This window comes from Paenibacillus sp. FSL P4-0081 (assembly GCF_000758565.1).
Classification (GTDB): Bacteria; Bacillota; Bacilli; order Paenibacillales; family Paenibacillaceae; genus Paenibacillus_AQ; species Paenibacillus_AQ phytohabitans.
The window spans coordinates 204,668-230,635 of the sequence record NZ_CP009280.1 but is presented as its reverse complement, the minus strand read 5'-3'; the positions used below and the strand labels follow the sequence as shown (position 1 = coordinate 230,635).

Below are 25,968 nucleotides of genomic sequence, written 5' to 3'. Positions count from 1 at the left end.
TATCAAGCCCTCACTGCTACGGCAATTCCGAAAAGCTCTAATCCTTCCTGCAAGCGCAGATTTACAAACTTCCCAAAAACAACACTATTGCGAAAACAAACGATTCTGAAGACGAAAATAATCGGTATGCTATAATAAATCTACAATTTATGAGCTCGGCAGTTATGATTACGGAGGTTCCAGCAATGAAATTCAGACGTCCACTCCTCGCATCGCTGAAGCAGCATCCTACTTATATGAAGCTTATTTTTTATTTCGTCAGTGCAAACGTTCTGGTGCTGGGTATATCATTTGCGCTGCTCTATTGGCAGTCATCCAAGACGCTTCTGGAAGAGATCGGCGATCATTCCGAATCCTTGCTGGTGAACAGCGCCCAGAACACCGCGCGGCTGATGGAATGGGCGCTGGAATTTAGCTTCTCCTCCAGTGATGATAGCGCCCTCAAGGTATATGCCCTTTCAGATCATTACAGCGATTTTGAGACTTTTGAGGTATGGAGCCGGCTTATGGACATCAAGAACGCCAATCCGTCTATCGATTCGGTATACCTCATTAACGATTACACGAATACAGTTGTTGATTCCAGACTTGGATTGAATGATGCGGAAACTTTCTACGATCAGGATATTATTAAGCGTTTACAGGATCCGGTTACGGCGAACCATAGCGTGCTCATTCCCAGAACCTTGTCCCTGCCTCTTACCGGGAATACGCCCAAAGAGGTGATGACCATCATAAGATTTTACGAAAGAGGTAGTTCTATTTCCGCTTTCGTTATGAATGTAGATACAGATAATCTCATGACCCTGCTTCAGGACAATTCGAATGATGCCGACAGATCAGTTGCGGTTCTGAATGACCGGGAGGAGACGGTTTTTAGCAGCACTTCTTTGAATCAGGAACAAACTGCGGAGCTCAGAAACCATGTGATTAAGGGCGAAAGCGGATGGAAGCTCTTTCATCCCCGGGCTCAGGGAGAGCAGCTAATGGTTTACGCAGGCGTCTCCATCAAAGGAATCCAGGATTGGACCTTTATCGAAACGATACCGAAGTCTGTCATTTTGGATAAAATTACGGTTCTTCGCAACACTAGCCTGATCTTGTTCATTGCCCTGTTCGCAGCCTCCTGGACCGTTATCGTGCTGATCTCCAAACGGGTATACTCGCCCATTCAAGAACTGATTACCAGAGTAATGCGGCAGCATCAAGCGGAAAAGCCCGGTCTGGGATACAGCACATATGAACTTGACTACTTATCCAATGTGTTTATAGCCCAGCATAATCAGATTAACGAACTGACCGAGCAATGGCGGCTTAATAAATTTTTGGGCAGAGAGAGGTTTTTACGGGATTTTCTGGGGGAGACTTACCATTCAGCAGAGGAGATAGGTTCTCAATTTCTGGAGTGGGGCATTGACCTGCCGGTAGATCAGCTGTCGGTGGCCATCTTCCGGATTGACCACTTCTCGGAATTCTCGGAGACCTACCCGGAGAAGGACCGGCGTCTGCTCCGGTTCGCAATGTCCAATATTATTCAAGAGTCGCTGCAATCCTCCAAGCACAAGCTGCAAACGGTGGATATGGGTGACGATCACGTGGCCGTTGTCCTATCCGCCCCCTTGTCCGAAGAATATGTGAAGAAGCTGCAAGGTTCCCAACAGTTAATAGAGCAGTATTTGTCAGTTGGAACGACTGTCGCTTGGGGCAGGACGCTGCCCAGCCTGACCGATATGCATGAGATATATATGGAGACGTATGAACTGACGCAGGAACGGTTCCGCTTCGGACACAGAGCGCTCATCGTAAAAGCATGGCTGCCCGATGCGCCCGGAGAGCTGTACCACCTGCCTGTGAACAAAGAGCGGCAGATCGCTCAGGCTCTTCCCAAGGGGAATGCAGATACGGTTCTGGAAGTCATACGCTCAGCCGTAGTCAAGCTGCGGGAAATGTCCTATTTTGAATGTAAAATGTCATTGATTACCCTGTTTATGGATATACGCAGGCTCATGCAGGAACATTCCGCTCAGCCTCTGCCCAGTTCATGGGGGCTGACTTCTATTGAGAAACAGATTATTCAGCAGGAGACGATGGACAAGGTGGTGCCATGGATGGAAGCCTTGGTCACCAAGACACTCGAAGACATTGTAGCTGCCCGCGGGCTGTCCAAGAATGTGACCCTGATCGAGCAGGCGGACCGGTTCATTGAAGAACAATTAACCGATCCGAACTTGTCCGCAAAAATGCTCGCTGATCATTTGGGGTTATCCGTTAATTATTTCCGCAGTTTATATAAAGCGGAGACAAACCAGTCCATTACGGACAAAATCTCGGAGAAGCGCCTAAGCTTCATCTGTCAGGAGCTCATTGCCTCCGACTCGCCCATTGAGCCCATCGTCCAAAATTTCGGATTTTCGTCGCTCAACACGTTTTATTCCAGCTTCAAAAAGGTGTACGCAATGACACCGGCCCAATACCGGAAGAAGTATAGAGGTGGCAATAGCATCGAGAAATAAGAATGCAGCTGCGACAAAAAAGCGATGGGGGTAACAACCCTCATCGCTTTTTTCACATTACTGAAGCAACACGTTTACAGCAAATCCCCAGCACAGAATAAGGGTTATGCAGTCATTCGCCCTTATATGCCTCATGCAATTCCGCAAGCTCAAATTTCTTCATCTTAAGAAACGCCTCCGTAACACGTGCAAGCTGCTCCGGCGTACCCTTCTCCATCATCTCGTCCATTGCGGCCGGAACAATCTGCCAGGACACGCCATACTTATCTGTCAGCCAGCCGCATTGCTCGGCTTCAGAAACCGCAGAAAGCTGCTCCCAATAGGAATCAATCTCCTCTTGCGAGTCGCATTTCACCATGAAGGAAATGGCTTCGTTGAAGCTGAATTTATGATCATGTGCACTATCCATTGCGGTGAACCACTGATTCTCCAGCATGAAGTCAGCGAACATAATCGTTCCCTCTTGATCAGGTTGCATTCCAGTCGGGTAACGGGCTATAAGTCCTTGCCGAGAATCTTTGAATATGGACAAATAGAAGGACATCGCCTCTTCTGCCTTGCCGCAGTTATTACCGATGAACATAAATGACGGTATTATAGCAGGCCGCTCTTCACCTTCCGGATTGGTAAGAATCAACTGCCATGAGACGCCATACTTGTCCTGAATCCAGCCATACCGCTCACTGAACGGATATTTATCGAGCGGCATCAAAGCCATGCCGCCATCGGATAATTTGTTCCACACCTCATCTAATTTCTCTGCTGCGTTCTTATCGCGTGAGGGATCAAAATTAACGAAAAAAGACACGGACGGATTCAGCTTAAAATACGGCCCTGCACTGATCGCCATAAACTTCTGCCCCCAAATTTCAAAAGAAACCTGATCGCAGTCGCCTGACGGAGTGTCATGAAGTGTTGTACCACTCGTAACTTTGGAGTCCGGGAACACAGAAGCGTAAAAATGGGCAGCTTCTACCGCCTCCTTGTCATACCATATATGCGGAACGATTCTCTGATTGATGTTTGCCACAAGTTATTCCTCCCCGGGGACATTCACTTGAAAAGTAACGCCGAACTTGTCCTTCACAATTCCATACAAAGGGCTCCAATCCGTCTTCTGCAGAGGCATGATCACTTGACCGCCGTCTTCCAGTGCAGCAAAAATCTCCCGTGCGTCTGCCTCTTCTGCAGGATGAATGGCAATCTGAACCGTATCCCCGTCCGCCTGATGTGACGTGCCCGGAAAAGTATCGGAGAACATGAGATCTGCATTACCGACCTTCAGATGCGCATGCATCACAAGCGTTTTCATCTCATCGGTCAGCGGATGCTCCGGATCTTCCGGCAGGTCTCCGAACGTCGTGATTGCGACTACGCTGCCATGCAGCGCTTTTTCATAGAAATAAAGCGCTTCTCTTGTGTTTCCGTTAAATACAAAATACGGGTTCAAACGGATTGACATCATTCTTCATCCCCTTTGGAATAAGCTTAACAGTCAGCCTTATTATACACCAAATTTGAAGAAAATATACGGTTTTTGCGAACGTATGGTCTTATTTTTATTTTGCTGTAGGCGACCCAACTTCTGGCCTAATCAGGAGCAGCTTATTACAAATACAATTCCAAAGCCGCCTAGCCCATTATTATCTAAAATCTCAATGCGGACTTCAGGTTCATTCTTTTCTATTCCCGTATTCTAAACATAAATTGTAAAATATATCCAAAACAAGACTTAGTGAAAGAACCATTTATTAAATTTGGCATATACCTATCTTGTGAATAAAATTACAAAAGAACGAAAAGGAGCTACGTTAATGAATCAATATCATAACCACTATCATTTTCACTATCCCTCAAGACCGGATCAGCCTGGAGATTCGCAATACTATTTACCACAAGAAACTTTAACGGAAGAATTTGATCTAGGTAGAGTGGGTCATTTTTATAAATCCGGGACCTCTACGATGGGAGAATTCACATTTCAATTTTTAGGAATTTCGCGTAATGGCATGGTTTCAATGAATATTTTTGATACCACAGCTACCCCGGTGAAATTTTTAGGCTTCAGAAAAATACATCGTTCTGATCTTGTCGGGCTAGAATATATTGGTCCAAACCTGACCTAAACAAAAACAGTCCGAAATAACCCACCTTTAATCCTTCATATAAAAGTCAGTCACAAACCCTGCTCCCTTGAGCGGAAATCAGGCGGCCCAATCTGTAATATTGCGTATTAAGCAGTAATATAATCTGCAACAGTCCTCAAGCCCACCGCCTTCGAAAAGCTGCTATAAACGAGAACAAGGACATGGATGAGCCCTCCAAAGTCCTTGTTTTTTATATGATCGATTGAAAGAATAGGAATGCTAAAAGCACTCCCTATGTCCAAAGCCATACTCCATGGCAATCACACAATCCTAACTGGTTAAATAATGCGTCCGTATACGCTACTTAGGGTCTTCTTCTTCCAGGTATCCTAAATAATCGCTATACAACTCCATCATCCCATCTCCGAACCCCCCAGATTTTTCATCATCTATGTCTCCATATGAAAGAGTAAAGTCTACTCCACATTCCACTGTAAAAATCATTAGCTCTGCAATTTGCCCTTTATTTGTTGAGACATTACTAAAGTCTTTTATTGCTTGCTTCATAATCTGGTATCGCAGAATCTCTCCCTTGTGGACCAATTCCTTCTCAATAATTTTCTTGTACTTGTCTAAGACTTCCTCACTATCAGGAAATAGTATTGAAAAATAGTGCTCCTGAATGATCGGATATATCTTGGTCATATTCAAGATTTCAGCCTCAAGCTCTTCCCTCGTTAGATTCTTTAAATGCTTTTTAATGGTTCAGTTACTTAGTTTCAGCATTACTATGATCTCCTTAATCCGGTTATAATCCCCAATATTATTACTCAGCAACTTACAAGGTATAATATAAATAAAACGCGAGGACCAATCAATGGACAATATCGAGGACAAATACAATGCAGCTCTGGCTCATATTGAGGAACTTAAGCTGGAAGTCACCCGGTTGAGAGGTCTACTATAAGCTCGCCCTGTATAAAAGTTATTTTCGCGGCAGAGACGATGTTTATCCGATTCGCTGGAGCAATAACAAGGAAAGTCCGGGTATTCTCCGGCTTGCGCCAATGAATGGACTTCCGTTTGCAAGAAACCTAGAGTGAAATGCTCCGTTTGCAAACACCAGAACTTCATGCCCCTTACAAGCGAGGTGCTGTCAGCCCATTTAGATGCAAGGCAAGACCGGACGATTGGTATCTATCCCATGCTGCAGGACGAGACCTGCTGGTTTTTGGCTATGGATTTTGACAAACACGATTGGAAGCAGGATGTTACTGCCGTGATGGAGCTATGTAAAAGCCTTGAAATCCCCGCACTCTTAGAGCGTTCGCGTTCCGGCAATGGGGCGCATATCTGGATTTTCTTCAGTCGAAATATCGAGGCGGCTACAGCCAGAAGATTTGGAATGACCCTGCTGAGTCTTACCATGAACAACAGATATCAGATCGGCATGGAATCCTATGACCGCCTGTTTCCCAATCAGGATACACTGCCCAAAGGCGGATTCGGCAACCTCATTGCCCTTCCTCTTCAAGGCGGGCCGCGTAAGCAGGGAAACAGTGTTTTTGTTGACGAGCGCTTTGAGCCCTACGCTGATCAATGGGGGATATTATCCGAACTTGGCAAGATGGGCGAAGACCAAGTAAAGCAATTTATATACACGCACGGGGAGCGTGGACTTTTTAGCAATGACAGAATTACTACGGGATCAGACCACGACTCAGATGGATTAATCTTATTACAAGGGAATCCGACTCAGATTGAAGAGGTTTTAATGGACTCTTTACCTGCTGAAATACAGATTTTGCAATCGGATCGCCTTTATATCCTCAAGTCTGGACTTCCCTCAAATGCAATTCATGCTCTGATCAAAATAGCTTCCTTCTCCAATCCTGATTTTTATAAAGCACAAGCGATGCGGCTCTCCACTTACGGCAAACCCCGGGTCATCTCATGCGCAGAGGATCTGGAGAATTATGTAGTTCTGCCTAGGGATGCTTGCCGGATTTGTTATCCTTTTTCGAGCGATCAACGTTCGCCTGGAACCTCAATAGAGGCAGAGTTCACCGGTACGCTGACCACTCTCCAAGATACAGCAGCCAGAGCGATTCTAAACCGGGATATAGGCGTTCTCTCGGCGGCAACCGCATTCGGCAAAACTGTCGTAGCAGCCAGCATTATCGCTTCAAGAAAGACAAATACCCTCATTCTGGTTCACCGACGGGAGCTTATGGAGCAATGGCGGGAACGTTTGCAAACCTTTCTTGAAGTTCCTAAACAAGCAATCGGTACGATTGGCGGCGGTAAAAATAAACGAACCGGCATCATCGACATTGCTGTCATTCAGAGCCTCAACTATAAAGGGAATGTTAAGCCCTTCGTAAGTGAATACGGCCAGGTGATTGTGGATGAATGTCACCACGTATCAGCCTACAGCTTCGAACAGGTTCTGCGGGAAGTCAAAGCAAAGTATGTATTTGGCTTAACAGCCACCCCTAAACGTCAGGACGGACAGGAAGCCATTGTACGGTTCCAGCTTGGACCTGTGCTATTAAAGGTGGATGCCAAAAGCCTAAGCAGCTCTAGAGGATTTTCATTAAGGGTGGTCCCCCGTTATACTCACTTTCAGATCAAGTCAGGGGAACAGGTTGCCGGAATTCAGGACATCTATCAGCAGCTTGTAGACAATGAGGAGCGTAACACACTTATTTTTGACGATTTGTTAACCTGCTTAGATGAAGGACGCTCTCCACTGCTTCTGGTTGAACGGACCGCTCATGCTGAATATTTTGCAGAGAGATTACACGCCTTTGCCAAAAACATAATTGTGCTGAGAGGCGGAATGGGGAAAAAGCAGAGAGAAGCTCTACGCGCCCAAATTGCTTCTATTCCAGACGATCAGGAGCGTGTAGTCATCGCTACGGGTAAGCTAATCGGTGAAGGCTTCGATGACGCCAGACTGGACACCTTGTTCCTGGTCCATCCCATCTCCTGGACAGGCACCTTACAGCAATATGCTGGCCGCCTGCACCGGAGTCATGCGAATAAAGAAGAAGTGAAAATATATGATTACATCGATCTTCAGGTTCCAATGTTAATGGCGATGTTCAAGAAACGAGTGAAGGGATATCGTAAGATGGGGTACCGGGGGGCGGAGTTGTAGGAAAGTGCTTCAAAATAGAGTGGGCATGCTTAACTAGTTGTTTATATCCCAACAAAGAACGTCAGTTTAAGCTCCTGCCAATAGGAAAATTAATAACCGAATCACAAGACATCTACAAAAGATCAAACGGGAGCATCCGCTCATAGGATGCTCCTGCGTTTTTTCTTTCTCAAAGCATTGATCCCCTGCTCCGTTAACCTAGCAGCCTTCTATTATCAGCATAAAACAATCATTATAAATGAAAAAAGACACCTTAGGGGGTGTCTTTCACTGATACTCCATATGGAGCCGAGGGGAGTCCGCCCCCCTGTCCGAAGATAACGGCACATAAGATTCTACGAGTGTAGTTACAGTTTTGATGTCACCCGAGTATCGCCCCGTAACCGGCTATACGTTGGGTCAGCCTGATTGTCTTCTTCAGCTCACCCCAGGCGGAGATGAGACAGCGTATCCCACTACTTGTTAGCCCCTATCCCTGTCACATGGGCAATGCAGAGTAGAAGCACGCGCACAGTTTCTTAGGCTGCGAAAGCGTAGTTTGTTTGTTGTTTGCCGTTTAATAGGCTTTAGCGTTGATGAAACTTCTATCACTAAACAGGCAACATATTAAAGCTTGATAGACTTGATTTCATCTTCTCTAAGCCCTGTCGCCTTCGCTACAGCTGCATAATCCATCCCCATTGCCAGCAAGTTGCGAGCCACTTGAAGCTTACCCTCGATAATCCCAGCAGACTTTGCCCCTTCAACCATGGACGCTTCATCATGCAAATACTTCTGTCTAGCCTCATACAATCGTCTAGCATCCGAATCCTGACTCAAATATTGCAAGGTATCCATTGCCTTCTCCAACCCTGGCTCATTCATCTTCAGCACCTCCCATTGTGATGTATCGGCACCTTTCAGAAACAGTAACCAATTGATCAGTCCGCCTTCAGACGGAATACTACGTTCATCCAGCTTCGGCAATTCCAAGAAATGAACCTCGATGTCGTCAATCAAGGATATCCCTGTCCGGTCTTCCCGCAGATGAAATACGTTATGATATTGCTCATTCTTCAAGAACGCATAGTTTAGAATGTTAATCGTTACGCATTTCTTAAGCTCTGGATACTTCTCACCCTCACTGAGTTGACTTGCATACCGTTTGCTCCAATAAAAAAGCGTTCTTTTCTCTATGTCGTACTTATTAAACAGCTGCATCTCTATATCAATCAGTTTACCTTCAGAGGTCTTGGCGTAAACATCAAAGATGGATTGTTTGTCGAGCGGATCGTCTTTATCCGTATAAGGATTCATCAGAAATCCATCGGCATCAGCTCCATTCATTATTATTATAGCATTTATCAATGGTTTTGAACCTTTTAAGGAGGTATAAGCCCCTCAGATTAAACTAACTATTATCAGCGTAAAACAATCATTATAACGAAAAAGACACCTTTCCAGGTGTCTTTCAATTTACTCCATATGGAGCCGAGGGGAGTCGGCTCCTATTAAGTACTGAATCTATCATACACATCTCATCGCCTCTATGGGCATGCTTTATGCGAATAAACGTTCTCTTAACAATAAAAGAACCCCCTAACATTTGTAGGGGGTTACCGGTGCTTCCGGAGTTTTATAATTTTACAATATCCTTGCCTCAAGGCGGCTACCACACAGGCAGCTTACGTGATTGTTCGCGCTTGTTGAGGACTGACTTGAATATTGTATAGTAAGAATAACATTTGATCTAGTCTAAGTCAATACCAAATATCAATTATTTTCCATTACGTTCGCAATTTGTTCGCATTTTTCACAATTCAAAAGTTGAACTAGCTTCAGAAATCATATCAGATCTTACAGGGAAAACAAATGGTACAGTGATTTTTGGTCGTATAAGTTGATATAAACATTCATAAGAATATGCACATGATAAATTGCTCTCTTTAGTTATTTCATTATATAGTGGGAATGGCATCTGCTTGTATCTGAAGCGCTGATAAATGACATTTGCAAATAGATCAGCTACTTGAATGTTATAATTATCACAAGATTCAAGATATGTTACTTTCACATCACTAATAATGCCTTTGTCTAATACTAATGCATAATATAGATAACCCTCTAATTCGCTCAGACCAGTCAGTGCAGTATTTCTGTTATCTACATTCAACTGAAGACTTGCGATATCATTTTGAGAGAGGCTGAAATTTTCCATTATAATTTTTATTAAGTAATTAAAAGATCTACCTGGTTTCTCTCTAAATACCTGGTCAATTTCCATGTTATTCACTACCATGTGACCAATTTTTATATCTGTCACTGTGATCAGTTGTTTAAGAAGATAATATTTCATAAAAGGTGGCATTTCGGAAGCTTTACATTCTCTAGGATCATTTATCCTTGCGAAGAATTCCGGAAACTGTCTTCTGAGAACTCGCATAGCCCTCTTATAAGTGCTCTTTAAATGTCTCGGGTCATCGGTTTGAACAAAGCTAATTACAAAATATCTATTTTTATTTCTAGCATCGCGGAATTTAGGCATGCTTCCAGACTCATCTATATAAAACATTCAATCACCATCCAGTATATGTATAATGAAAATATTACCTCCTATTCTAGTACTATGCAACTACGAAATGATAGATATGAACTCTACTCAATAGTATATTACGTCTAGTAATAATATATTCCTATTATTTTATAAAAAAAATATGTCCGCTACCCAAAGTCAGCGGACATATTCACAAGCGTTTGGGAATTTACTGTTTTGTCAGTACCGTAGCCTTGTACTTCAAGTATGCATCTTCAACTGCTGCCCGAATCTCTTCGCTCGACGCCTTAATTCCCTTGGTTGCCAATTGATCAGCAGCATAAGCCAATGCCTGCTGCAGCTTGTCCTCTCCACCCAATTCCTTATAAACTGTCTGTGCGTAAGCAAAGCCCTCTGTTGCTATTTTATGAAGCATTTCCCGCTGCTGGACGTTAAGTTTTGCATCAAACCACGCATCCGCTTTAAGCTGCAATAGGGACACGGATCTTAGTATTACGGTAGTAAGTACACCAATAAGCGCCAAGACAATGGCCGTGATGTAAGGCTGAGCTTGATCAATAAGTGTTTGCATGTGAACCTCTCCTATTCCGTTGGCATCCCTGCAGCACGCCGCAGATGATTTGCCGTATTGTTGTAATATGACATGGCCGTCTTATCGCCCTTAACCTTGGCCGCCATCCAGCCCGGGGAAAGCCATCGGAACACCAATTCCTGCACATTGCTCTTTGGTAATTGTGTAAATGGCATGATAGATCCAGGCTGCAACGGTATGCAGGATGCTAACCGCAAGTTATTCGCCAGGTTGTGCAGATGCAGAGTAGCCACCGAATCACCGGCCTGCCGAGCTGAGAACCATGCCGGAGATACATAATCATCAATGAGTGTCTGCGCTACATTGGACGGCAGCTGAGCAGCAATAGGGGCCACAATCACAGTCGGCTGCTCCTGCATTTCCTTGGCTACATCATACAAAAGGTCCTTCAGCGTCTTTCCCATAGTTGCCAACGCCTGGTCAACGTCACCCTTTCGCGTGGGGTCCAACTGCTTATGTGATGGGATGTGGGTCAGCGGGTTAAGGCCCCATTTATCACAGCAATAGGCCAGATACCAAACGAACCGGCCATAGGCTGCTTTAAAGTCGATCTTTCCGCCGTAGCACAGTTCCACACCCAATGCGATATCATTCGCATCATCTCCATAAAGCTTGTTGTCCGTAGTCACGTTGTAAAGCACATGCCAAGCCTTTTCGGCTGGGTCAGTCCCGGTGCCGGTTGGAATGATTTCCAGAATCTTTTTGTCATCAATGAAGGTTTGAGCTGAAGCTGACCGATTCACAAGAGTTTGGAAATAGTTGAAATGGTTATCTGCAGTCGCGCCGGGATTACCTGTATCATGGGCAACTAAAAAGCCCGGCGTACCCGATACAAGCCGGGTGCCGGGCCGAACATTAGAACGCTTATTGATGTAGCGCCGTTCGATTGGGTATTTATCTTTGATCACGTTAATTTCCTCCTAATCTGATAGCCACTACAATTGCAGCTGCAACAACCGTAATGATTGATCCCCCGATAGTGCGCCAAAGCCACCGCTGGCCGTCCTCGATCCGATCCAGCCGGTGATGTGCCGACTTTGTGGATTGCATGGCCTCCCGCGCCAAATCACGAGTTGTTTCAATGGTAATGGTCAGCGTTGGGACAGCCTCCAATGTTTTTTCCATTCGCGCTAACTGAATTTGAATCTCAACAAGCTTATCCTCTGTAGCCACCGTTCCTCCTCCTCCTGGCATCGTTTTCCCCCCTCTCCAAAATGGACTCCCTGAAACGCAAAAACACGCCTACAAGGGCGTGTCATCTGTGTACTATTTATTTAAGGCCCATCATAATCCACCTCCCATATTTAATATAATCTCCCTCCCATCATTTGCCGAAATATATGGTAATATGGACTAAAGGAGCTGAGAATCTTGAAAAAACTTATTGTCGGCCTTGTGGCTGGCATGCTAATTGGTACGGCCGGGATGGCCGCAGCTGCCACCACTCAAACCGTGCAAGCCACCCTGGCTAAATTCACGATAAGCATAGACGGACAAAAACAGAAATTGAAAAGCGATCCCCTTGTCTACAAAGGCACTACATACTTACCAGTCCGCGAAATAAGTGAAATACTTGGATACGATCTGGCATATGACAACACCAAAAAAACTATTGATCTTTCGAAAGGGGAAAACAAAGTGACTGAAACAAATGACTCATTCGCATCGACTATTGCAGAGCCAAATCCAACATCATCTGAAATCAATATGGATGAATGGATATCCGCTAGAAACCTGGTTGATGATTACGGCGTTGATGTAGAGATTTCTTCTGGAAAAATCAGAGACCTCAAGTTTGAAATAAATGGATTATCAATCTCTTTTTCAGTGCCTGGAAGCAATATAGAAGGAACATATAAAAGTATAGATGGCCAGCATGAAGTGATGATTAAGAACGGCGCACTATATCTTTCGAAATCTGCTGCAAAGTTTTTGAGAATAGATATTCAATAATCACCACCGCCTCTTGAATTTACAAATAGTTGCATATTGATACTTGCTACTATGCGTCCGAGTGAATCGGGCGCTATTTGTATTTCATGCCATATTCCACGTTGAACCCGTCCGTTGCTATCCTTTGAAAGGAATGGAATGATGTCTACGTCCGAACCGCTAGTAGAGCTAACCGGAACGGAATTTCCATCAACAGTTAAGGTAATACTTCCGGGACTAGGCCCCTCGAAAATACCATACTCTATTTCGTGTGTATGTTCTGGAATCTCATGAGTATGTTCCATTTCATGAGTATGATCAGGCAAATCTATTCTATGTCCGTGGTTTGCTGGATTATGGATATGTCCTGAATGTGCTACCCAGACTACTGAACCTCCACTTGCCGTTGCCAAAGCAGTGCCGTTTGTAATGCCGTGATTGTGAGAACCTTCATATGTGGTCGGATCTGGTGCAAAACCTGATTCTAATTTATATGCTCCAGTTCTAGTATCCACAATCCCTCCACCGTCCGCTGTGGTTTCCCGGCTGCTTGATCCTGATGTTGTGGCCGGAGCAGCGGCAATTGCCCTGCTGTACGCCCTGAACGGTTCAGATTGAAACGACAGCTGCAGCTTATTAATCCTCGCTGTACCTTCCGGCACATACACCTGTAGGACCGCCGGATGATCGGGATCGCAGTTATCCGCAAAATTCTGAGTGTCGATGTTCGTTGCGCCTTGAGCATAAGTTTCACTGATTCGCTGCCGATTTGCCAGCTTGTTGGTATCGGTAGCCTGGCTGTCAGCCTTATTGGCAATCTCCAGTTTAACGTCACCAGGAGCGCCTTCAATATCAGGCCGCCCCCGGACCTGTACACGGTCTATGATGTCGATCCCTAATTCCTCGTCGATGATCCGCACCATTGCGCCCGTTCGGAATTTATCTATAGGATCATCGGTTAGCCGGTACAGCTCCAACCCCTCCACACTATACGTCCGCTTTGGGCGCTTCATCTGTTCAAGAACAGATTTTGCCGCGGCATAAAGGGTAGTCGCATTGTCGATAGACAAGTCCACATAAGGGTAAGCGATAACCCCATATTCTCCGATGGTGTCCGCATCAATGAAGGGCAGGCCCGTTGGATTCACCTCTGTAATGTTTAGCTGATTCACGCCTTCACCATATCCAAGAGGATAAATCCGGGTAATCAACTGCGTAGGATCTTCGTCCACGGTGATGCCTTCCAGGTTCTTGCCGTATCGTATCCATGCGCTGGGTTGCGTCTCAGGCTGTACCAGATTGAGCTTCCAAGGCATTACGGTTGTGTCCCATGTCCACATGTGGTCAGACTCCAAAGGTTCTGTAATTGCGAATAGGGCTGATATGAGATTGTCATTTTCGTAATTGTACTCATATTCCGTGGAGAACTCACAAGATCCCAGCTGCCAGCGCGGTGTTGCCTGTTTGGAAAGGATGTATTGAATCACATTTCCAATTGGAACGCCGGAGCCGCCGACCTGGTGATATTGAAACATGATATCATCCATCAGTGTGGCTAAAACGTGCTCACAGCTGTAAGTGACGGTTTGCCCATCATAGCTCCGCTGCGTCTTCGTCGGGCTGATTCGAAAGAGATCCACCCGCTCCTCGCCGTCAAAAATCTCCACATACCGCAGCGGCAGACATTCTACAATCTTCTCGTCATTGGCAGGCAAAGAAAAAGAAGCGCCCCATACTTCATTCAGGCGCTCCTCGTATCCAATTCCGAATGCATTTTGCAGATAGGCCATCAGTTGCATGCTCTGGTTATATACTTTGATCATTGCTGCATCACCTCTCAAATGTGCAATATCTTCCTTAGGCGTAGTAATAAGCCGTGATCGTATAACTCGCCTCTATCGTGCCTGTGAAGGCAATAAACACTTGTAGCAACCCAGCTGAGGCATACACTGCAAATTCTCCGGCCAGAAGCTTAATGGCATCATCATACTTTTGAATATCCTTGCGTAGTGTCAGGCGTGTGCCATCTGGCTTGGTTAAAGATACCACTCCCGGAAAATCTGTGAGTGGAACGTTTTGATATCTTAGATTAGCACCGCTGGTAGAAGTTGCCGCTGGCGCTGTCTGCCATGTGGATACAATTCGCGGAATGGGGATTAATCCAAGCGACAACATTGTCTTTTGACTGATCAAAGCCAGATCGTCTACAAATTCCCGGAGCACCGGCAGATACGTAGCGTCAAGCCCCGTAGTGCTTGGGTGATTTACACCGTTTCCGCCAGTGCCTGCTTTCGTATTATAATCCCCGTCAACAAATGCTCCCCACATATCACGTTCAGTAAGAGTTGGCACGTATTGCTTGTAATTTCCTTTGTAGAGTTTAAGATTGCGGATTTTGTATATGGCCGATCCGGTACCATTCATCAAGAACCTGATACTGCCGGGAAGGTTGTTAACGGCTGCGGTGTCACGAATTACCCGTACACCGTTCACATAGATATTCACGACCTCAGCTCTCTTCTCGATCCGAATGGTCTTCCAAGTCCCGCCATTCCAACTTACCGAGTCCACATAATCAGCGGTATATGAGTAATGCTCACTATCAATAAAATTGGTATAGTTCTGGATCTGCCCCAATGCGGCAAGGTTAGGGAAAAAGAGACAAACACTCTCAGATCCAGCAGAGTTATATCCAAACCATAAACTGCCTGTACCCGAAGCAGCTCCCGTAACACTCAAATCAAATTCAATAACAAAATCAGAAGCCTGGGCAGCCAGATTCATCGTTTCTCCATCGGCATCAAATGTATACACGCCTCCGCTTTCCGAATACGTCCCACTTACAATTTCAGATACCGTCATTTCGCGCATTGTGGGAATGGTGAAGTCAAATCCAGTCCGCTTAATATCAGATACCCGCCCAGCGTCAATAATATAACCGCCTTTAAGCAATCCAGAGTATCGTGCAGCGTAAGCCGCAAGGTGTCTACTTAATTGTGCTCCGTAGTCTCCCCACCCCGTTCCTAATGCCATCGTGCTGCGCGGTGTAGTCAGCCAACAAATAGACGGTTTCTTAGTATAATTCGCATCGATGTAACTCAGGATACGGTCCATGCAAAACCTAAAGGTTTTACTGTACTCAAGGCTTGTATTCATTCCGAACGCCATCAGTAAGATATCTGGGTTGGTATCCTTGATATGGGCGGACCATGCCTTTGTGACACCGTTAAACGTCTGATTGTCCTCTGAGTTTTGAATTAACGCTCCACCCACCGCGCGATTGTAGAAGTTGAATGAAACATCCGGGAATTTTGCGGTCAGCATGTCAATTAATCTCAAATAATAAGAATCGCTCGGAGTCAGGCCTTGTGGTGATTGTTCAGTTGGACCTTTATGGTTCATTCCATACTTGATACCAAGCACATCCGATCCGCCAGTGCTGATCGAATCCCCCCAAATGGTTACGTTAACCGCTTTGTTTGTTAAAGCGATAGATGCCGTTTTGAAGAGGGCTCCTGTTTCAGGAAACGAATTATATCGTTCATTATAGGTATTGTTATCATCTGCAATTTGAATGAAATAATTGTTAAGATTTGAACTTTTGATTTTGGCCCCGTCGCCCACTAGGATTAGATCCCGCGCATTGGTCAGGTCCCCGGTGACAACATAGGTATGAGGGATATCAAAGTAGATGATCCGCTTACCTGCTGCTTTAGCCAGTGTGAACAACCCGTTTAATAGCGCCGTAGCATCCACTGTTCCTATGCTAGCATTGACTCCGTAGGCGCTGGCAATGGCTACATTACGCAAATCCTTATTCGTCGCCATTTGAATATTTCCAGATGCAGAACCGACAAAGAATTCTAAGGTATCTGTAGTAAGTCCGGGTTCTCCGACAGCAAGTGTAGGCAGTTGTGCTTTAAGGCCACGCTTAAACTGTATTTTGTTAGCCATAATGCACCTCCTTAAAATGTGCCGCCGTCAATAGTATCAGAAGCAGATAGATAACCCTGAGCTTTAACGAACGCTGTAGAAGCCGCCCGGGTGCTGCTGTCCGCCGTAGCCTGTGTAGTCACTGTTGGATTACCAGTGAAGTTAGGGCTGGTGAACATTGTTGCCTTACTCTCATTTGTAACATTACCCAGCCCTACATCTGAAGCAGCTAGCGTTACTGCTCCGGTTTTTCCCGCTACGCTAGACACTGCGGCCGTCGGTGAAAGTATTTCCTGCCAGTTTGCGAGTGTTGACGCGCCGGATACCCGCAGGATGTAGGTTTTACTCAGGTCTGTCCGCACCGCTATATCCCCTACCTCAGCAGTCAGTGCCAACATGGCAGCCTGAGAGGCTACCGGAAAGGTATCTGTAATTGCCAGTGCAGGCAATAAAACCGGATTAATTTTCCCGCCAGACTCAACAACAACAACATTCCCTACTGCCGTCCCTACTGCTTTTGATGCCGCTGTCCCTGCATCTGTAATCTTTGCAAGGGTAAGCGAAGGAATGTCTGCCGCTGTCAAATCAGGATTAATAGGGATCTTATTCGTTCCATCACCAGCGTAAAGCTTACCGGTATCTGTAGCGAGAGCGAGTTCCCCGGCTTCCAGAGTCAACGCCGGTACATTTGAAGCAAGTCCACGTTTTATTTTTATTACTGGCATTCGCTTGTCCTCCTTAATTAATATGTGCCGCCGTCTATGACTGGTCCAGAGGGATCACTACCGTCAAAATCCCCACCATTGATGGGCATGTAATTTAAAAAATTTATGAGATTTGTCATTTCAGCATCAAGACGCATTTTCAACGTAGAATAGGTAATACCCGATGGACCGCTTACTCTCGCGTCCCGTGCTTCAGGACCGCTATCTCCAGCGTTAACAACGAGGTTAGTAATCCGGGCAGACTCTGAATCAATCGCTTGTTTTATGTTAGCAGCACCCTGAACAGTGCCATTATAGGTGATGTGCTCCGCTGCGTGAGCTGCTTCGGATTCTACATGTGAATCCACCGCTTGTTTGATATTGGCCGCACCCGCAACCGGCCCCGAATAGGTTATGCTTTCGGCGGCATGGGCGGCGCTTGATGTCTTATGGTTGATAACTTCGCTGTTAATCGCTTGCTCATTCTGTTCTATTTTCGGCCAGGCTTCGCGTAAAGTCTGCGTCCCCTGTAAATCTTGTAAGTTTGCCATGACCCACGCCTCCTAAGCATATTTCGGTTTAAAATTAAAAGAGACCGTGCAATTAAGTCCGGTCCCTCCTATGGTGATTTGATTCACTCCTGGCAGTAGGTCTACAAAATGGCCGGACATGCTCCATAGGGCATTTGCCCCGCCAAGCTTCACCTTCATTTGTTCCCCGTCTATAACCAGCGTCTGGCCGGATATGGAAGATCCAAAACCGAAGGTCTTCCCGTTTGCGGTGATAGACAAGGTTGTGAAGCTCCCTTGGACAACAATCTCCGGCTCAGCGGCCAGGGTCCCAAAATTATTGACCTCTACGCTGCCGGTACCGGCTACCGTATAACTGTATTCATCATTCAAACGAATGTCTGAATCCAAAATGATGTCCGAATCCAAGGTAATATCCCCCGGATTGACAATGAAACGAGCAAAGGGATCATGTGCTACCAGTGGCAGCTTGAACGATCCGCGCTCGAACAATCGGTCTGGAGTAAGCGACCCATCATATTTGACCATGTAATATACATTCGGCTCATAATTGAAAATCATCTTCATGTTCCTTGGCCGGGCGTAAGCATCCAGGAGAAATGCGGAAAATGCCCTGATCCGCTGTTGAAGCTCGTGCCTGCTCGGCTCCTGAGCAAAGATCAACGGAAAGACGAAGCGCCGGGATGTCAACGTGCTGCCGAAGTCGTACAATCCGTGACGGCCAGCAACGGCCTTTGTCCGGCTTACTGTATCCGGCAGCATGGCATGTTCATGTCCCGGCTGAGGGGTTAGCCCGAAATCAATCAACCCTTTGCCATCTAACGTAATGAGATTTATCAAATCGTTGCCACCCCTCCGCTTCGTCCGGTGGATCGCGTCAATGCCCCAAGCGCGGCGCTCATCGGCTTCGCGATTGCCGTCGAAATTCTGTTCCCATCTACATTGAATTCAACTACAATGTAAGGCTCTTGAGCTAATCTGGCGCTACCGTAGCCGCCACCACCTGCCACGCCTGCCGTATAGCCTCCGGCATCCATATCCCCCGCAGAAGGCAATGCAGCTGCTGCCATTGCGTCAGATTGCTCCTGAATGGCCGATATCTTGTCCTCCAAGCCGATTACATAACCTTCACCCGTGTCATTCCCCAATGAACGCATAACACGGGATGGAGAATGCATGTCCAGGGCATCCCGAATACCGCCGGTGATTTTACTGGCAATGCTGGAAATGGCATTGCCAACACCGCCAATCATATTCTTGATGCCGTCGATCAGCCCTTGAATGATATCCTTGCCCATCTGCAGCATCTCTGCCGGAAGTTTCTTCAGATAATCTATCGCCGCCGTCATCCCCGTGACAATGGCCGTCTTCACCGTCAGGATCGTCGTGGATACCGCATCTCTCATCCGATTAAACATATTTGTGCCGATCTCGTACAGTTTCCCCGGCAGCTCCCGGAACCAGGTCAGCACGCCGTTCCAGGTATCCTTAATCCAGGACACCGTAGCATTGATAACCGTCGATATGGCGGACTTGATACTCTCCCAGGCGGTTGAGGCAGATGACTTGATGCCATCCCACAATCCCGCTAGAAACGCCTTAAGGCCGTTCCAGATCTTCTCCGTGGAGTCCTTAATTGCGGTCCATGTCGTAATGGCTGCGGCCTTGATGCCGTCCCACAGCTCCAACAGGAACGCTTTAATCGTATCCCAATGCTGAATGATCATCAGCGGAATGCCTAAGAACGGAGCAATGACCAATAGGATAGCCGGACCCCATTCTGTTAGGAAGGACACCATCCAGTCCCACAATCCTGTGAAGAATGATTTAATGCCTTCCCAGGCTGCAGAAGTGATCTCTGTAACGGAACCCCATAGATTGACGAAGAACTCAGAGACTGGCTCCCAGTTCTTAATCAGCAGATAAGCGCCTGCTGCCACTGCTCCGATAGCGATTGCCACCAATCCAAGAGGATTTGCATTCAAGGCGGCGTTCAGCAGCCATTGAACCGTCGTTTGCGCCGTCGTCGCGGCTTTCCACGCCTTGTAGGCCATCGTCACGGTATTAATAATGGACTGCGCCGCAATGGCTGCCGTAAGTCCTATCACAATCGGCAGGAGGATATTTCCGTTGTCTATTACCCAGCCTATTGCTGCACTCAGGCCATCAAATGCTTTACCGGCTCCTTCAATGGCAGCATTGATTCCCGCCTGGATCTCAGGCATATGGCCGCTGATCCAGGAAGCGAATTCGTTCAGCTTCGGCAGGATCTTCTCGCCTAAAGGCAGCAATATCCCGGTCTCCAGTTGGCGCTTGATCCCGCTCATCGCCTCGCCAAAGGTGTTATACTTCACAGCATTGATACTCTCCAGCGCTCCGTTCGTTCCGGTAATGGAACTGTTCAGCTCCGTCATCGCCAGTACGCCAGCCGCCCCGACATCCTCAAACTTGGTGCCAAAGAGTGACACACCTAATGCGATTTGCTGCTGCTTGTCATCTACCTGGCTGAGTGTTTCAGCCACTTTGCTGAAGGCTTCCCGCGCTCCGTCGCCGCCTTTGGCGAATTGAGCCTGCAGCCCCGCTCCATCTAGGCCCATTTGATTCAGAACCTGTGTGGTTGCGTCGCCGCTTTCCGTCATCCGAATACCGAATTCTTTCACGGCATCGGCTGCATAGTCCAGGTTGAATACCCCGGCTTGCTTGGCATTCTCAAACACCCCAAACATTTCGGAAGCTGAGAAACCGGCCTGAGCAAAATACACAGAATATTCGTCGATGGTAGGCAGCAGATCATCCGCATAGTTCAGACCTTTCTGGGAAGCCTCCGCGATCAAGCCCATAGCCTGTTCCCCACTAAGTCCAAACTGCTTCATGAGCTTATCGCTGGAACGCACCGACTCATTCACTTCATATTCGTAGGTATCACGAAGCAGCAGCGCATTGTTGGTCAGCTTCTCCAGCTCGTCGCCTGTTTCTCCCGTGGTCTGCTTCACCAGCGCCATGGACTTGGCAATATCCTGAAAATCCTCGCCCATACCGTTGTTATAAATCCGCTTGGCGGATTCCTCGAAGCCTTTCATTTCCTCTGTGGTCGCTCCGGTCTCGGCAGCCAGACCATTCATAGATTTGCGGAAGTCATCCGTAAAGCTTACAGCCGCAACACCGACACCGACTCCCATCGCGCCAAGCGCCAGCCCCGCAGCTCCGGCCAGCTTCGCAATATCGCTTAACCTGGCTCCGGCAGACTTCCCACGCTCGTCAATATGGTCCAGCGTGTCATCTGCGCCGCCGGAGTCGATGAAAATGGAGCCGAATAGACGAAAGATTTCCACGGCTTCACCCCACCTTCCGGAAGGATGCCAAGATCATTTCTGCATCCTCTAAGATTTCTTCTTTGGTCTTCGTGCTTGCGGCAGCCTTTTGAGCAGGCTTCTGCATAAAATCAGAAAACGGCACGAAATCATTCTTCGTCATGTGCTGATAGCGCATGAGGTAAAGATCCCACTGCTTCTGCTCTGTCTCCTTCTCATAAGCCTTCAGGATCTGCTCCACGCCGCTCTCATAGCCCATCTCCAAGATGTAATCTATGGAGCCGTAGCGGTGCAGCAGCAAGTCAATGACCTCAACCTCGTCTATTGACTTGCTTGTTTCAAAAAACTTGCGAACACTTTTGATCCCTTCAGCTGGTCAATGATCCCCAGCGTCTCGGTCAGCTCCAGCTCCGCGAACTCCTCCGGCTTCAAGCCCACCAGATCCGCAAGGAATGCATTGGTTTCCTCTTCAGCCAAGTACAGGTTCTCAAATAAAGTGGCCACAATATCCGCGCCAAGCTTCATTTGGGCGGAAGCCGCTGCACTCTTCTTATCCTCCGGTTTGTTTGCCAACTTTGCATTCGCGGCCATATTTGCCGCCGCCTCGCGGATCACATCTTTCAAGCCGATCTTCTTCAAAATCCGCGACATAGGGAAAATGTCCTTTGTTTTCAGCGCACGCACTTGCATGGTTCATTCCTCCTGTGATTTGTGGTCATAAAGAAAGAGGGCATCACTGCCCCCTCGCTCTTTACGCCGTTATGAAATTGGTCGCCGTATTGGCTGCCAGCGCATTGCCTTTCAGGTCCTTCACGTTTGCCGTGACCATCGCCACATAGGCCGTAGCCGCCGACAGGTTTGCTGTCGGGTCCAGTGTAACAACAGTCTTAGCCACATTGAGGGACAGCGCTCCCGGAACCAGTGTTCCGTCCGAAGCTTTGAACAGCAGGAAGTTAGCCGGATTGACGGATGAAGGGTTTATCGCCTCGCTGAAGGTCCACACAATATTGGCGGATACCGGAACAGCCGTGGCCTCATCGGCAGGCGCTACCGTGACGGTAGGAGCCGTTGTATCCACGGTCAGTTTCGGATAGTAAACAGCGAACGGAACCTTATCCAGATCCGCCGCATCATAATGAGCCGCAAAGTTCACCGGCAGAACACTTTCCGACTTGTCCGCCGTGGTCAGCGTCACACCGTCCGTGCTCAGTGCATTGTAAATTTGGATGACTACCGGATTGTTACTGCCGGACAGCCGCCCAACCCAGGTGATATTGTCGATGTAATCTGTCAGCTGCAGCGTGTTCCCTGCGGTGATGACATGATACTGCTCATTACTGGCGGAATCGACGCTGCCAGTGCTCAAGGCCACGGCCAAGCTCTCCGGCGTAATCTCCAGCAGACTGGCCTTGATGTACACTTCCCAGGCATCAATGGCATTCAACCCCTTTGCCCTACCCTTTACGCCGTCTACTTCAATGGCGCGGACGGTAGGCTTCGCGGAAAATTCCCCGCCGCCTCTTGTCGCCCCTAGCAGCGTGCCGATTCCGGTAGCCAAATCATAGTTTTTATAAAATGCCCCGGAATCAAGCACCAGGTGATCAGCGGTGGTACTTGTAAAACCCGAATATACTGCCATCGGTTAACCTCCTCCAAAAGTCCGTAATTGATAAATGATCCTGCGGCCGCGGAGCCGCTTGTCTGGATCGTCCAGCGGCAGCCGGTTCTCGCGGTAAAAAATAAAAGCCATCCCATTGGTGCGGATGACTTGTTTATGAATGGCTGTATCCATTTGGTGCATGAGCATTTCAAGCGCCGTCGTATCCCCATCAGCCGGAGCATCCCAGCCATCGACCTCCAGCACAAAGTTCTCCATGCTTCCGTCATCATACGAATTGGGAAGGTTGAATACACCCAATGGATACTCCGCATCTGAAGGCGCAATTTCGTAGTAAATGCCCGGATGAATAGGCTCAAGCAGCGCATTGATAGCCATACGGATCAAAATAACCTTGCTCACGCCTACCAGCTCCCGTCCTCATTAATCAGACCGGCAGCCTTGTTCTCATCTTCAATGGCGGCGATGTAGATCCCGGCGATCCGGCGAATATCATCGACGTTCTCAAAGACGGTATTCATCAGAATGGCCTTTTTGGGATGGTTTCGCGTCCCCAGCTCCTGGTTCACTCCGTACCAGGTGTTATGCTTGATGCCGATTTGCAAATCATTCTCCCGCTTCCGCCGCCAATATTGGAAGGAAGCCGCAATCCGCTTGGACCGCTTCATATTCCGCTGAAGCTTCGCCTTCGCGATCATCTTCTTGCGGATATAGCTGCCGATTTCGGTCAGTGCCGCCGCCTGCAGCCGCTTCATGGTGTACTGAGTGCGGTCAATATTGCTGATAAACTCCACGCCATTACGGCTTGAGCGTACCCCTCGTTGCATTCGAGCCATGTTACGTCACCCCATTTGTAAGACCGGAGCAGATCAGCTCCATCTCTTTGTCATTTTTGTCGAATGTGCGGATGATGGTGTAAGCTACGCCCTCGAATTCCAAGCTTTTCTCTCCTTGATATTCAAGAGTCCAGACCGTGAAGGACAGCTCCGGCTTCAATCCAGACGAAGCCGCCTGATAAAACTCGGATTGCCGGATGGAATTCTTTTCAGCAAATATTGTTCTCCGGCTCAGCACTTTAATAGCATCACCCATCGCGTTCTTGCCGTCGGTCATCCCGCCCAGCAAAGTAATTTCTTTATCCAGCCGCATGTGTTCACCTCATCGCCAGTTGATTCGACAATGTAAAAAACGCCGGGGAGAATTTGACTTCCCCCGACTTCACTTCCCATAGATCGCTCACGCCCATAACGATGACGCTGATTGCGAGAGGATCTTCGAGCATTTCCGGTGTGACTCCGGCACCGCGCAAATAGGACTTCACAGCCACAAGCTTCTGCTTCAGCGGTCTATCAATTGCCTCATTTGCAGCACTGGAGTAACCAAGGCCGACTTTGCATTCAATCAGCAGCTCCTCGTCCGTCATTGCTCATCCCCGCCTTGATCCGGTTCGGTTGGCAGCTCCGGCTCCGCTGCCGGTTCTGTAGTTGCCTCTGCCGCCAGCTCATCGGCAGTCTGCTCGGTCACTTCTGCGTCAACGGACAACGGCACAAGCACAATTTTAATACCGGCATGCTCCTGCTCCTGCCGCAGCTTAATAGAAAGCTGCTCATGCTCTTCTGCAGACAATTCGCGCGTAGCCTTCCAAAGCAATACGGTCTCACTCGCCTGGTTGGAAAGATCAACGCCTTCAATCTTTGCAGCCTGTGTTTTCTTAGCCATCGTTTTCACCACCTTCATGGGGGCCATACGGCCCCGTTTATTAGGATGCTGCTGCCTTCGTGATGATTACGCAGCAGTCTGCATTCAGCAGTTTGCCGTCCGCAATCAGAATCGCCTTGTCCACCCATTCATTCGTGTCGTGATCGAAGTACCGGAACATGGTCATTTGCAGATTGCTGTTGAAAGCGTAGTTGCTCAGATTGCAGTACAGGCCCACCACGTCGCCCGTTGCCGCATCAGCATAAGGGGTAATGACATCATCCTCAACCAGGATGACCTCCTTTCCGCCAAAGCGCTCCTGTGGGCCTTCGGTAATGCCATAGTTGATCCGGCCAATTGGCTGGCCGTTGTCATCGACCATACCATTGATGTAGCCTTCGAATGTGCCAGAAGCCATAATGAATGTCGCCCCCGCCTTATGAGCCAAAGGCATCTTAGCCAATACCTTCTTAGCCCATTGCTCCCAGCTTGCGAACTCAGTCGGAGTCATGGCAACCTTGTTAGCTGCCGGTACACGAGTGTCCACCGTAATTCCAAGCGGACCACCAACACCCGTGCCTTTAATCACGGATAGATCAATGGCTTTGATCATGGCTTCCACAATCAAATCAGTAATTGTAGATTCAAAGCCCTCAAGCGTTACGGTGTCGGCCAACAGGGAAATGGATACCTTGCATTCCAATCCATAGTAATTGAAGGATACGCTTGTGTTCGCGGTAACCTTCTGTTTGTCAGATACCGCAGCTTGTCCGATCCATGTCGCCACTGGCTTCAGCGAAAGAATCGGAACACTTACGCCGCCCTTAATATTCAGCTTACGAATCCGTTTGTAGACTTGACCGTAAACCGACATTTTCTTAATGACTTCATTCAGGATGGTGGTCGGAATCACTGCCGATACATCCGTTGTCGTAGTCATGGCATTGGCCCGAAGCTCCGGCTTCACTTCTCCAGTCTTTGCAAAGACCATGAAGGCGTTCCGGTATTCAATCGTGGAGAACGGGTCTTGCGGTTCATTGGAGCGCTGCTGTGGAACCGGGGCAAGGCCAAAGGATGCCAGCACATGTGCCAGCCCAGGGTTTCCAGCAGGAGGTTGTCCCGCTCCACGTTGTTCAGGTGGCGTGTTTCCACCGGCAGGCGTTTCCTCTTGATCATCGGGCATGCCGTCGACAATGCCTCGAAGCTCAGCAATTTCGCTGTTCAGTGCATCCATCTCAGAATTGATACTCCGCAATTCAGCTACAACCTCTACGGTTGCCGAACGGGTCACCAGTTCAGCCTTTCTCGCTTCTTTCTTCGCCAGCAGCGCCATCAGTTTTTTCTTATTCATTCA

The 25,968-nt window shown here is 47.6% G+C and carries 26 protein-coding genes, 1 other RNA gene and 2 pseudogenes; 5 read left to right on the top strand and 24 right to left on the bottom strand.

The features are described from left to right. The first annotated feature begins 185 nt into the window (after positions 1-185). Entirely contained in the window at positions 186-2,513 is a 2,328-nt protein-coding gene (locus P40081_RS01185; protein ID WP_042132798.1) for a helix-turn-helix transcriptional regulator, read from the top strand. A 112-nt stretch (positions 2,514-2,625) separates the two neighbouring features. Here the strand turns inward: P40081_RS01185 and P40081_RS01180 are convergent, their stop codons facing one another. Both P40081_RS01180 and P40081_RS01175 read right to left on the bottom strand, forming a co-directional pair. Then, complete coding sequence (locus P40081_RS01180; RefSeq protein ID WP_042132797.1) at positions 2,626-3,543, bottom strand: VOC family protein; 918 nt, start codon at positions 3,541-3,543, stop codon at positions 2,626-2,628. Between the two features lie 3 nt (positions 3,544-3,546). Then, positions 3,547-3,975 (bottom strand): VOC family protein, encoded by a 429-nt coding sequence (locus P40081_RS01175; RefSeq protein ID WP_042132796.1) that lies wholly within the window; start codon positions 3,973-3,975, stop codon positions 3,547-3,549. Between the two features lie 352 nt (positions 3,976-4,327). Between P40081_RS01175 and P40081_RS01170 the strand changes: the two genes are divergently transcribed. After that, positions 4,328-4,639: a hypothetical protein gene (locus P40081_RS01170; RefSeq protein ID WP_042132795.1), complete on the top strand. Its 312-nt coding sequence runs from the start codon at positions 4,328-4,330 to the stop codon at positions 4,637-4,639. Positions 4,640-4,960: 321 nt separating this feature from the next. Here P40081_RS01170 and P40081_RS01165 read toward each other — a convergent pair whose 3' ends face one another. After that, the gene (locus P40081_RS01165; protein WP_042132794.1) at positions 4,961-5,311 is read right to left on the bottom strand and encodes a hypothetical protein; all 351 of its coding nucleotides are present in this window, start codon (positions 5,309-5,311) and stop codon (positions 4,961-4,963) included. 263 nt (positions 5,312-5,574) lie between these two features. Here P40081_RS01165 and P40081_RS39965 point away from each other — a divergent pair. Next, positions 5,575-6,191: pseudogene (locus tag P40081_RS39965) on the top strand (TOTE conflict system archaeo-eukaryotic primase domain-containing protein); the annotation flags it as partial. A 36-nt stretch (positions 6,192-6,227) separates the two neighbouring features. Further along, complete coding sequence (locus tag P40081_RS01160; RefSeq protein ID WP_442950223.1) at positions 6,228-7,763, top strand: DEAD/DEAH box helicase family protein; 1,536 nt, start codon at positions 6,228-6,230, stop codon at positions 7,761-7,763. Positions 7,764-8,043: 280 nt separating this feature from the next. Here the strand turns inward: P40081_RS01160 and ssrA are convergent. The 6 genes and pseudogenes from ssrA to P40081_RS01135 all read right to left on the bottom strand — a co-directional run bounded on the left by ssrA (position 8,044) and on the right by P40081_RS01135 (position 12,061). After that, positions 8,044-8,429, bottom strand: a transfer-messenger RNA (tmRNA) gene (gene ssrA / locus P40081_RS39960). 9 nt (positions 8,430-8,438) lie between these two features. Beyond that, positions 8,439-9,059: pseudogene (locus P40081_RS01155) on the bottom strand (Rpn family recombination-promoting nuclease/putative transposase); the annotation flags it as partial. 496 nt (positions 9,060-9,555) lie between these two features. Further along, positions 9,556-10,314: a DUF3800 domain-containing protein gene (locus P40081_RS01150; RefSeq protein ID WP_042132793.1), complete on the bottom strand. Its 759-nt coding sequence runs from the start codon at positions 10,312-10,314 to the stop codon at positions 9,556-9,558. Between the two features lie 190 nt (positions 10,315-10,504). After that, positions 10,505-10,867, bottom strand: coding sequence for a phage holin, LLH family (locus P40081_RS01145; protein ID WP_052421615.1), 363 nt, complete (start codon positions 10,865-10,867; stop codon positions 10,505-10,507). An 11-nt stretch (positions 10,868-10,878) separates the two neighbouring features. Beyond that, on the bottom strand, positions 10,879-11,796 hold the full coding sequence (locus tag P40081_RS01140) for a peptidoglycan recognition protein family protein (RefSeq protein ID WP_042132792.1): 918 nt from the start codon (positions 11,794-11,796) through the stop codon (positions 10,879-10,881). 1 nt (position 11,797) lies between these two features. Further along, complete coding sequence (locus tag P40081_RS01135) at positions 11,798-12,061, bottom strand: hemolysin XhlA family protein (RefSeq protein ID WP_052421614.1); 264 nt, start codon at positions 12,059-12,061, stop codon at positions 11,798-11,800. 198 nt (positions 12,062-12,259) lie between these two features. On the opposite strand from P40081_RS01135, the gene P40081_RS01130 reads away from it, so the two are divergent. Further along, positions 12,260-12,841, top strand: a complete 582-nt coding sequence (locus P40081_RS01130) for a stalk domain-containing protein (RefSeq protein ID WP_042132791.1) — start codon at positions 12,260-12,262, stop codon at positions 12,839-12,841. Here the strand turns inward: P40081_RS01130 and P40081_RS01125 are convergent. From P40081_RS01125 to P40081_RS01055, 15 genes are all read right to left on the bottom strand, one after another. After that, positions 12,835-14,643: a phage tail spike protein gene (locus tag P40081_RS01125; protein ID WP_042132790.1), complete on the bottom strand. Its 1,809-nt coding sequence runs from the start codon at positions 14,641-14,643 to the stop codon at positions 12,835-12,837. The two genes, P40081_RS01130 and P40081_RS01125, sit on opposite strands and share 7 nt — an antisense overlap. A gap of 34 nt (positions 14,644-14,677) precedes the next feature. Then, positions 14,678-16,774: a hyaluronate lyase N-terminal domain-containing protein gene (locus tag P40081_RS01120; RefSeq protein WP_042132789.1), complete on the bottom strand. Its 2,097-nt coding sequence runs from the start codon at positions 16,772-16,774 to the stop codon at positions 14,678-14,680. 11 nt (positions 16,775-16,785) lie between these two features. Continuing rightward, positions 16,786-17,478 (bottom strand): hyaluronate lyase N-terminal domain-containing protein, encoded by a 693-nt coding sequence (locus P40081_RS01115; protein ID WP_042132788.1) that lies wholly within the window; start codon positions 17,476-17,478, stop codon positions 16,786-16,788. A gap of 17 nt (positions 17,479-17,495) precedes the next feature. Further along, on the bottom strand, positions 17,496-18,008 hold the full coding sequence (locus P40081_RS01110; RefSeq protein ID WP_042132787.1) for a hypothetical protein: 513 nt from the start codon (positions 18,006-18,008) through the stop codon (positions 17,496-17,498). Positions 18,009-18,020: 12 nt separating this feature from the next. After that, on the bottom strand, positions 18,021-18,827 hold the full coding sequence (locus tag P40081_RS01105; RefSeq protein WP_042132786.1) for a phage tail domain-containing protein: 807 nt from the start codon (positions 18,825-18,827) through the stop codon (positions 18,021-18,023). Continuing rightward, positions 18,824-21,319, bottom strand: a complete 2,496-nt coding sequence (locus tag P40081_RS01100) for a phage tail tape measure protein (RefSeq protein ID WP_042132785.1) — start codon at positions 21,317-21,319, stop codon at positions 18,824-18,826. The genes P40081_RS01105 and P40081_RS01100 overlap by 4 nt, the downstream gene beginning before the upstream one ends. Positions 21,320-21,323: 4 nt before the next feature. Continuing rightward, positions 21,324-21,599 carry a hypothetical protein gene (locus P40081_RS01095; RefSeq protein WP_081969784.1) on the bottom strand — a complete coding sequence of 92 codons (276 nt, stop codon included), beginning with the start codon at positions 21,597-21,599 and terminating at the stop codon, positions 21,324-21,326. Positions 21,600-21,619: 20 nt separating this feature from the next. Then, positions 21,620-21,988, bottom strand: coding sequence for a hypothetical protein (locus tag P40081_RS01090; protein ID WP_042132783.1), 369 nt, complete (start codon positions 21,986-21,988; stop codon positions 21,620-21,622). 61 nt (positions 21,989-22,049) lie between these two features. Beyond that, positions 22,050-22,937: an Ig-like domain-containing domain gene (locus P40081_RS38890; RefSeq protein ID WP_052421613.1), complete on the bottom strand. Its 888-nt coding sequence runs from the start codon at positions 22,935-22,937 to the stop codon at positions 22,050-22,052. A 3-nt stretch (positions 22,938-22,940) separates the two neighbouring features. Further along, positions 22,941-23,318 (bottom strand): hypothetical protein, encoded by a 378-nt coding sequence (locus P40081_RS01080; RefSeq protein WP_042132782.1) that lies wholly within the window; start codon positions 23,316-23,318, stop codon positions 22,941-22,943. 2 nt (positions 23,319-23,320) lie between these two features. Beyond that, a complete protein-coding gene (locus tag P40081_RS01075; protein ID WP_156118501.1) occupies positions 23,321-23,752 on the bottom strand; it encodes an HK97-gp10 family putative phage morphogenesis protein in 432 nt (143 codons plus the stop codon). 1 nt (position 23,753) lies between these two features. Continuing rightward, on the bottom strand, positions 23,754-24,065 hold the full coding sequence (locus P40081_RS01070) for a phage head closure protein (RefSeq protein WP_042132780.1): 312 nt from the start codon (positions 24,063-24,065) through the stop codon (positions 23,754-23,756). A gap of 4 nt (positions 24,066-24,069) precedes the next feature. Next, on the bottom strand, positions 24,070-24,339 hold the full coding sequence (locus P40081_RS01065) for a hypothetical protein (protein WP_042132779.1): 270 nt from the start codon (positions 24,337-24,339) through the stop codon (positions 24,070-24,072). Continuing rightward, positions 24,336-24,635: a hypothetical protein gene (locus P40081_RS38885; protein ID WP_042132778.1), complete on the bottom strand. Its 300-nt coding sequence runs from the start codon at positions 24,633-24,635 to the stop codon at positions 24,336-24,338. The genes P40081_RS01065 and P40081_RS38885 overlap by 4 nt, the downstream gene beginning before the upstream one ends. 40 nt (positions 24,636-24,675) lie before the next feature. Further along, positions 24,676-25,965 (bottom strand): phage major capsid protein, encoded by a 1,290-nt coding sequence (locus P40081_RS01055; protein ID WP_052421612.1) that lies wholly within the window; start codon positions 25,963-25,965, stop codon positions 24,676-24,678. Positions 25,966-25,968 lie beyond the last annotated feature (3 nt).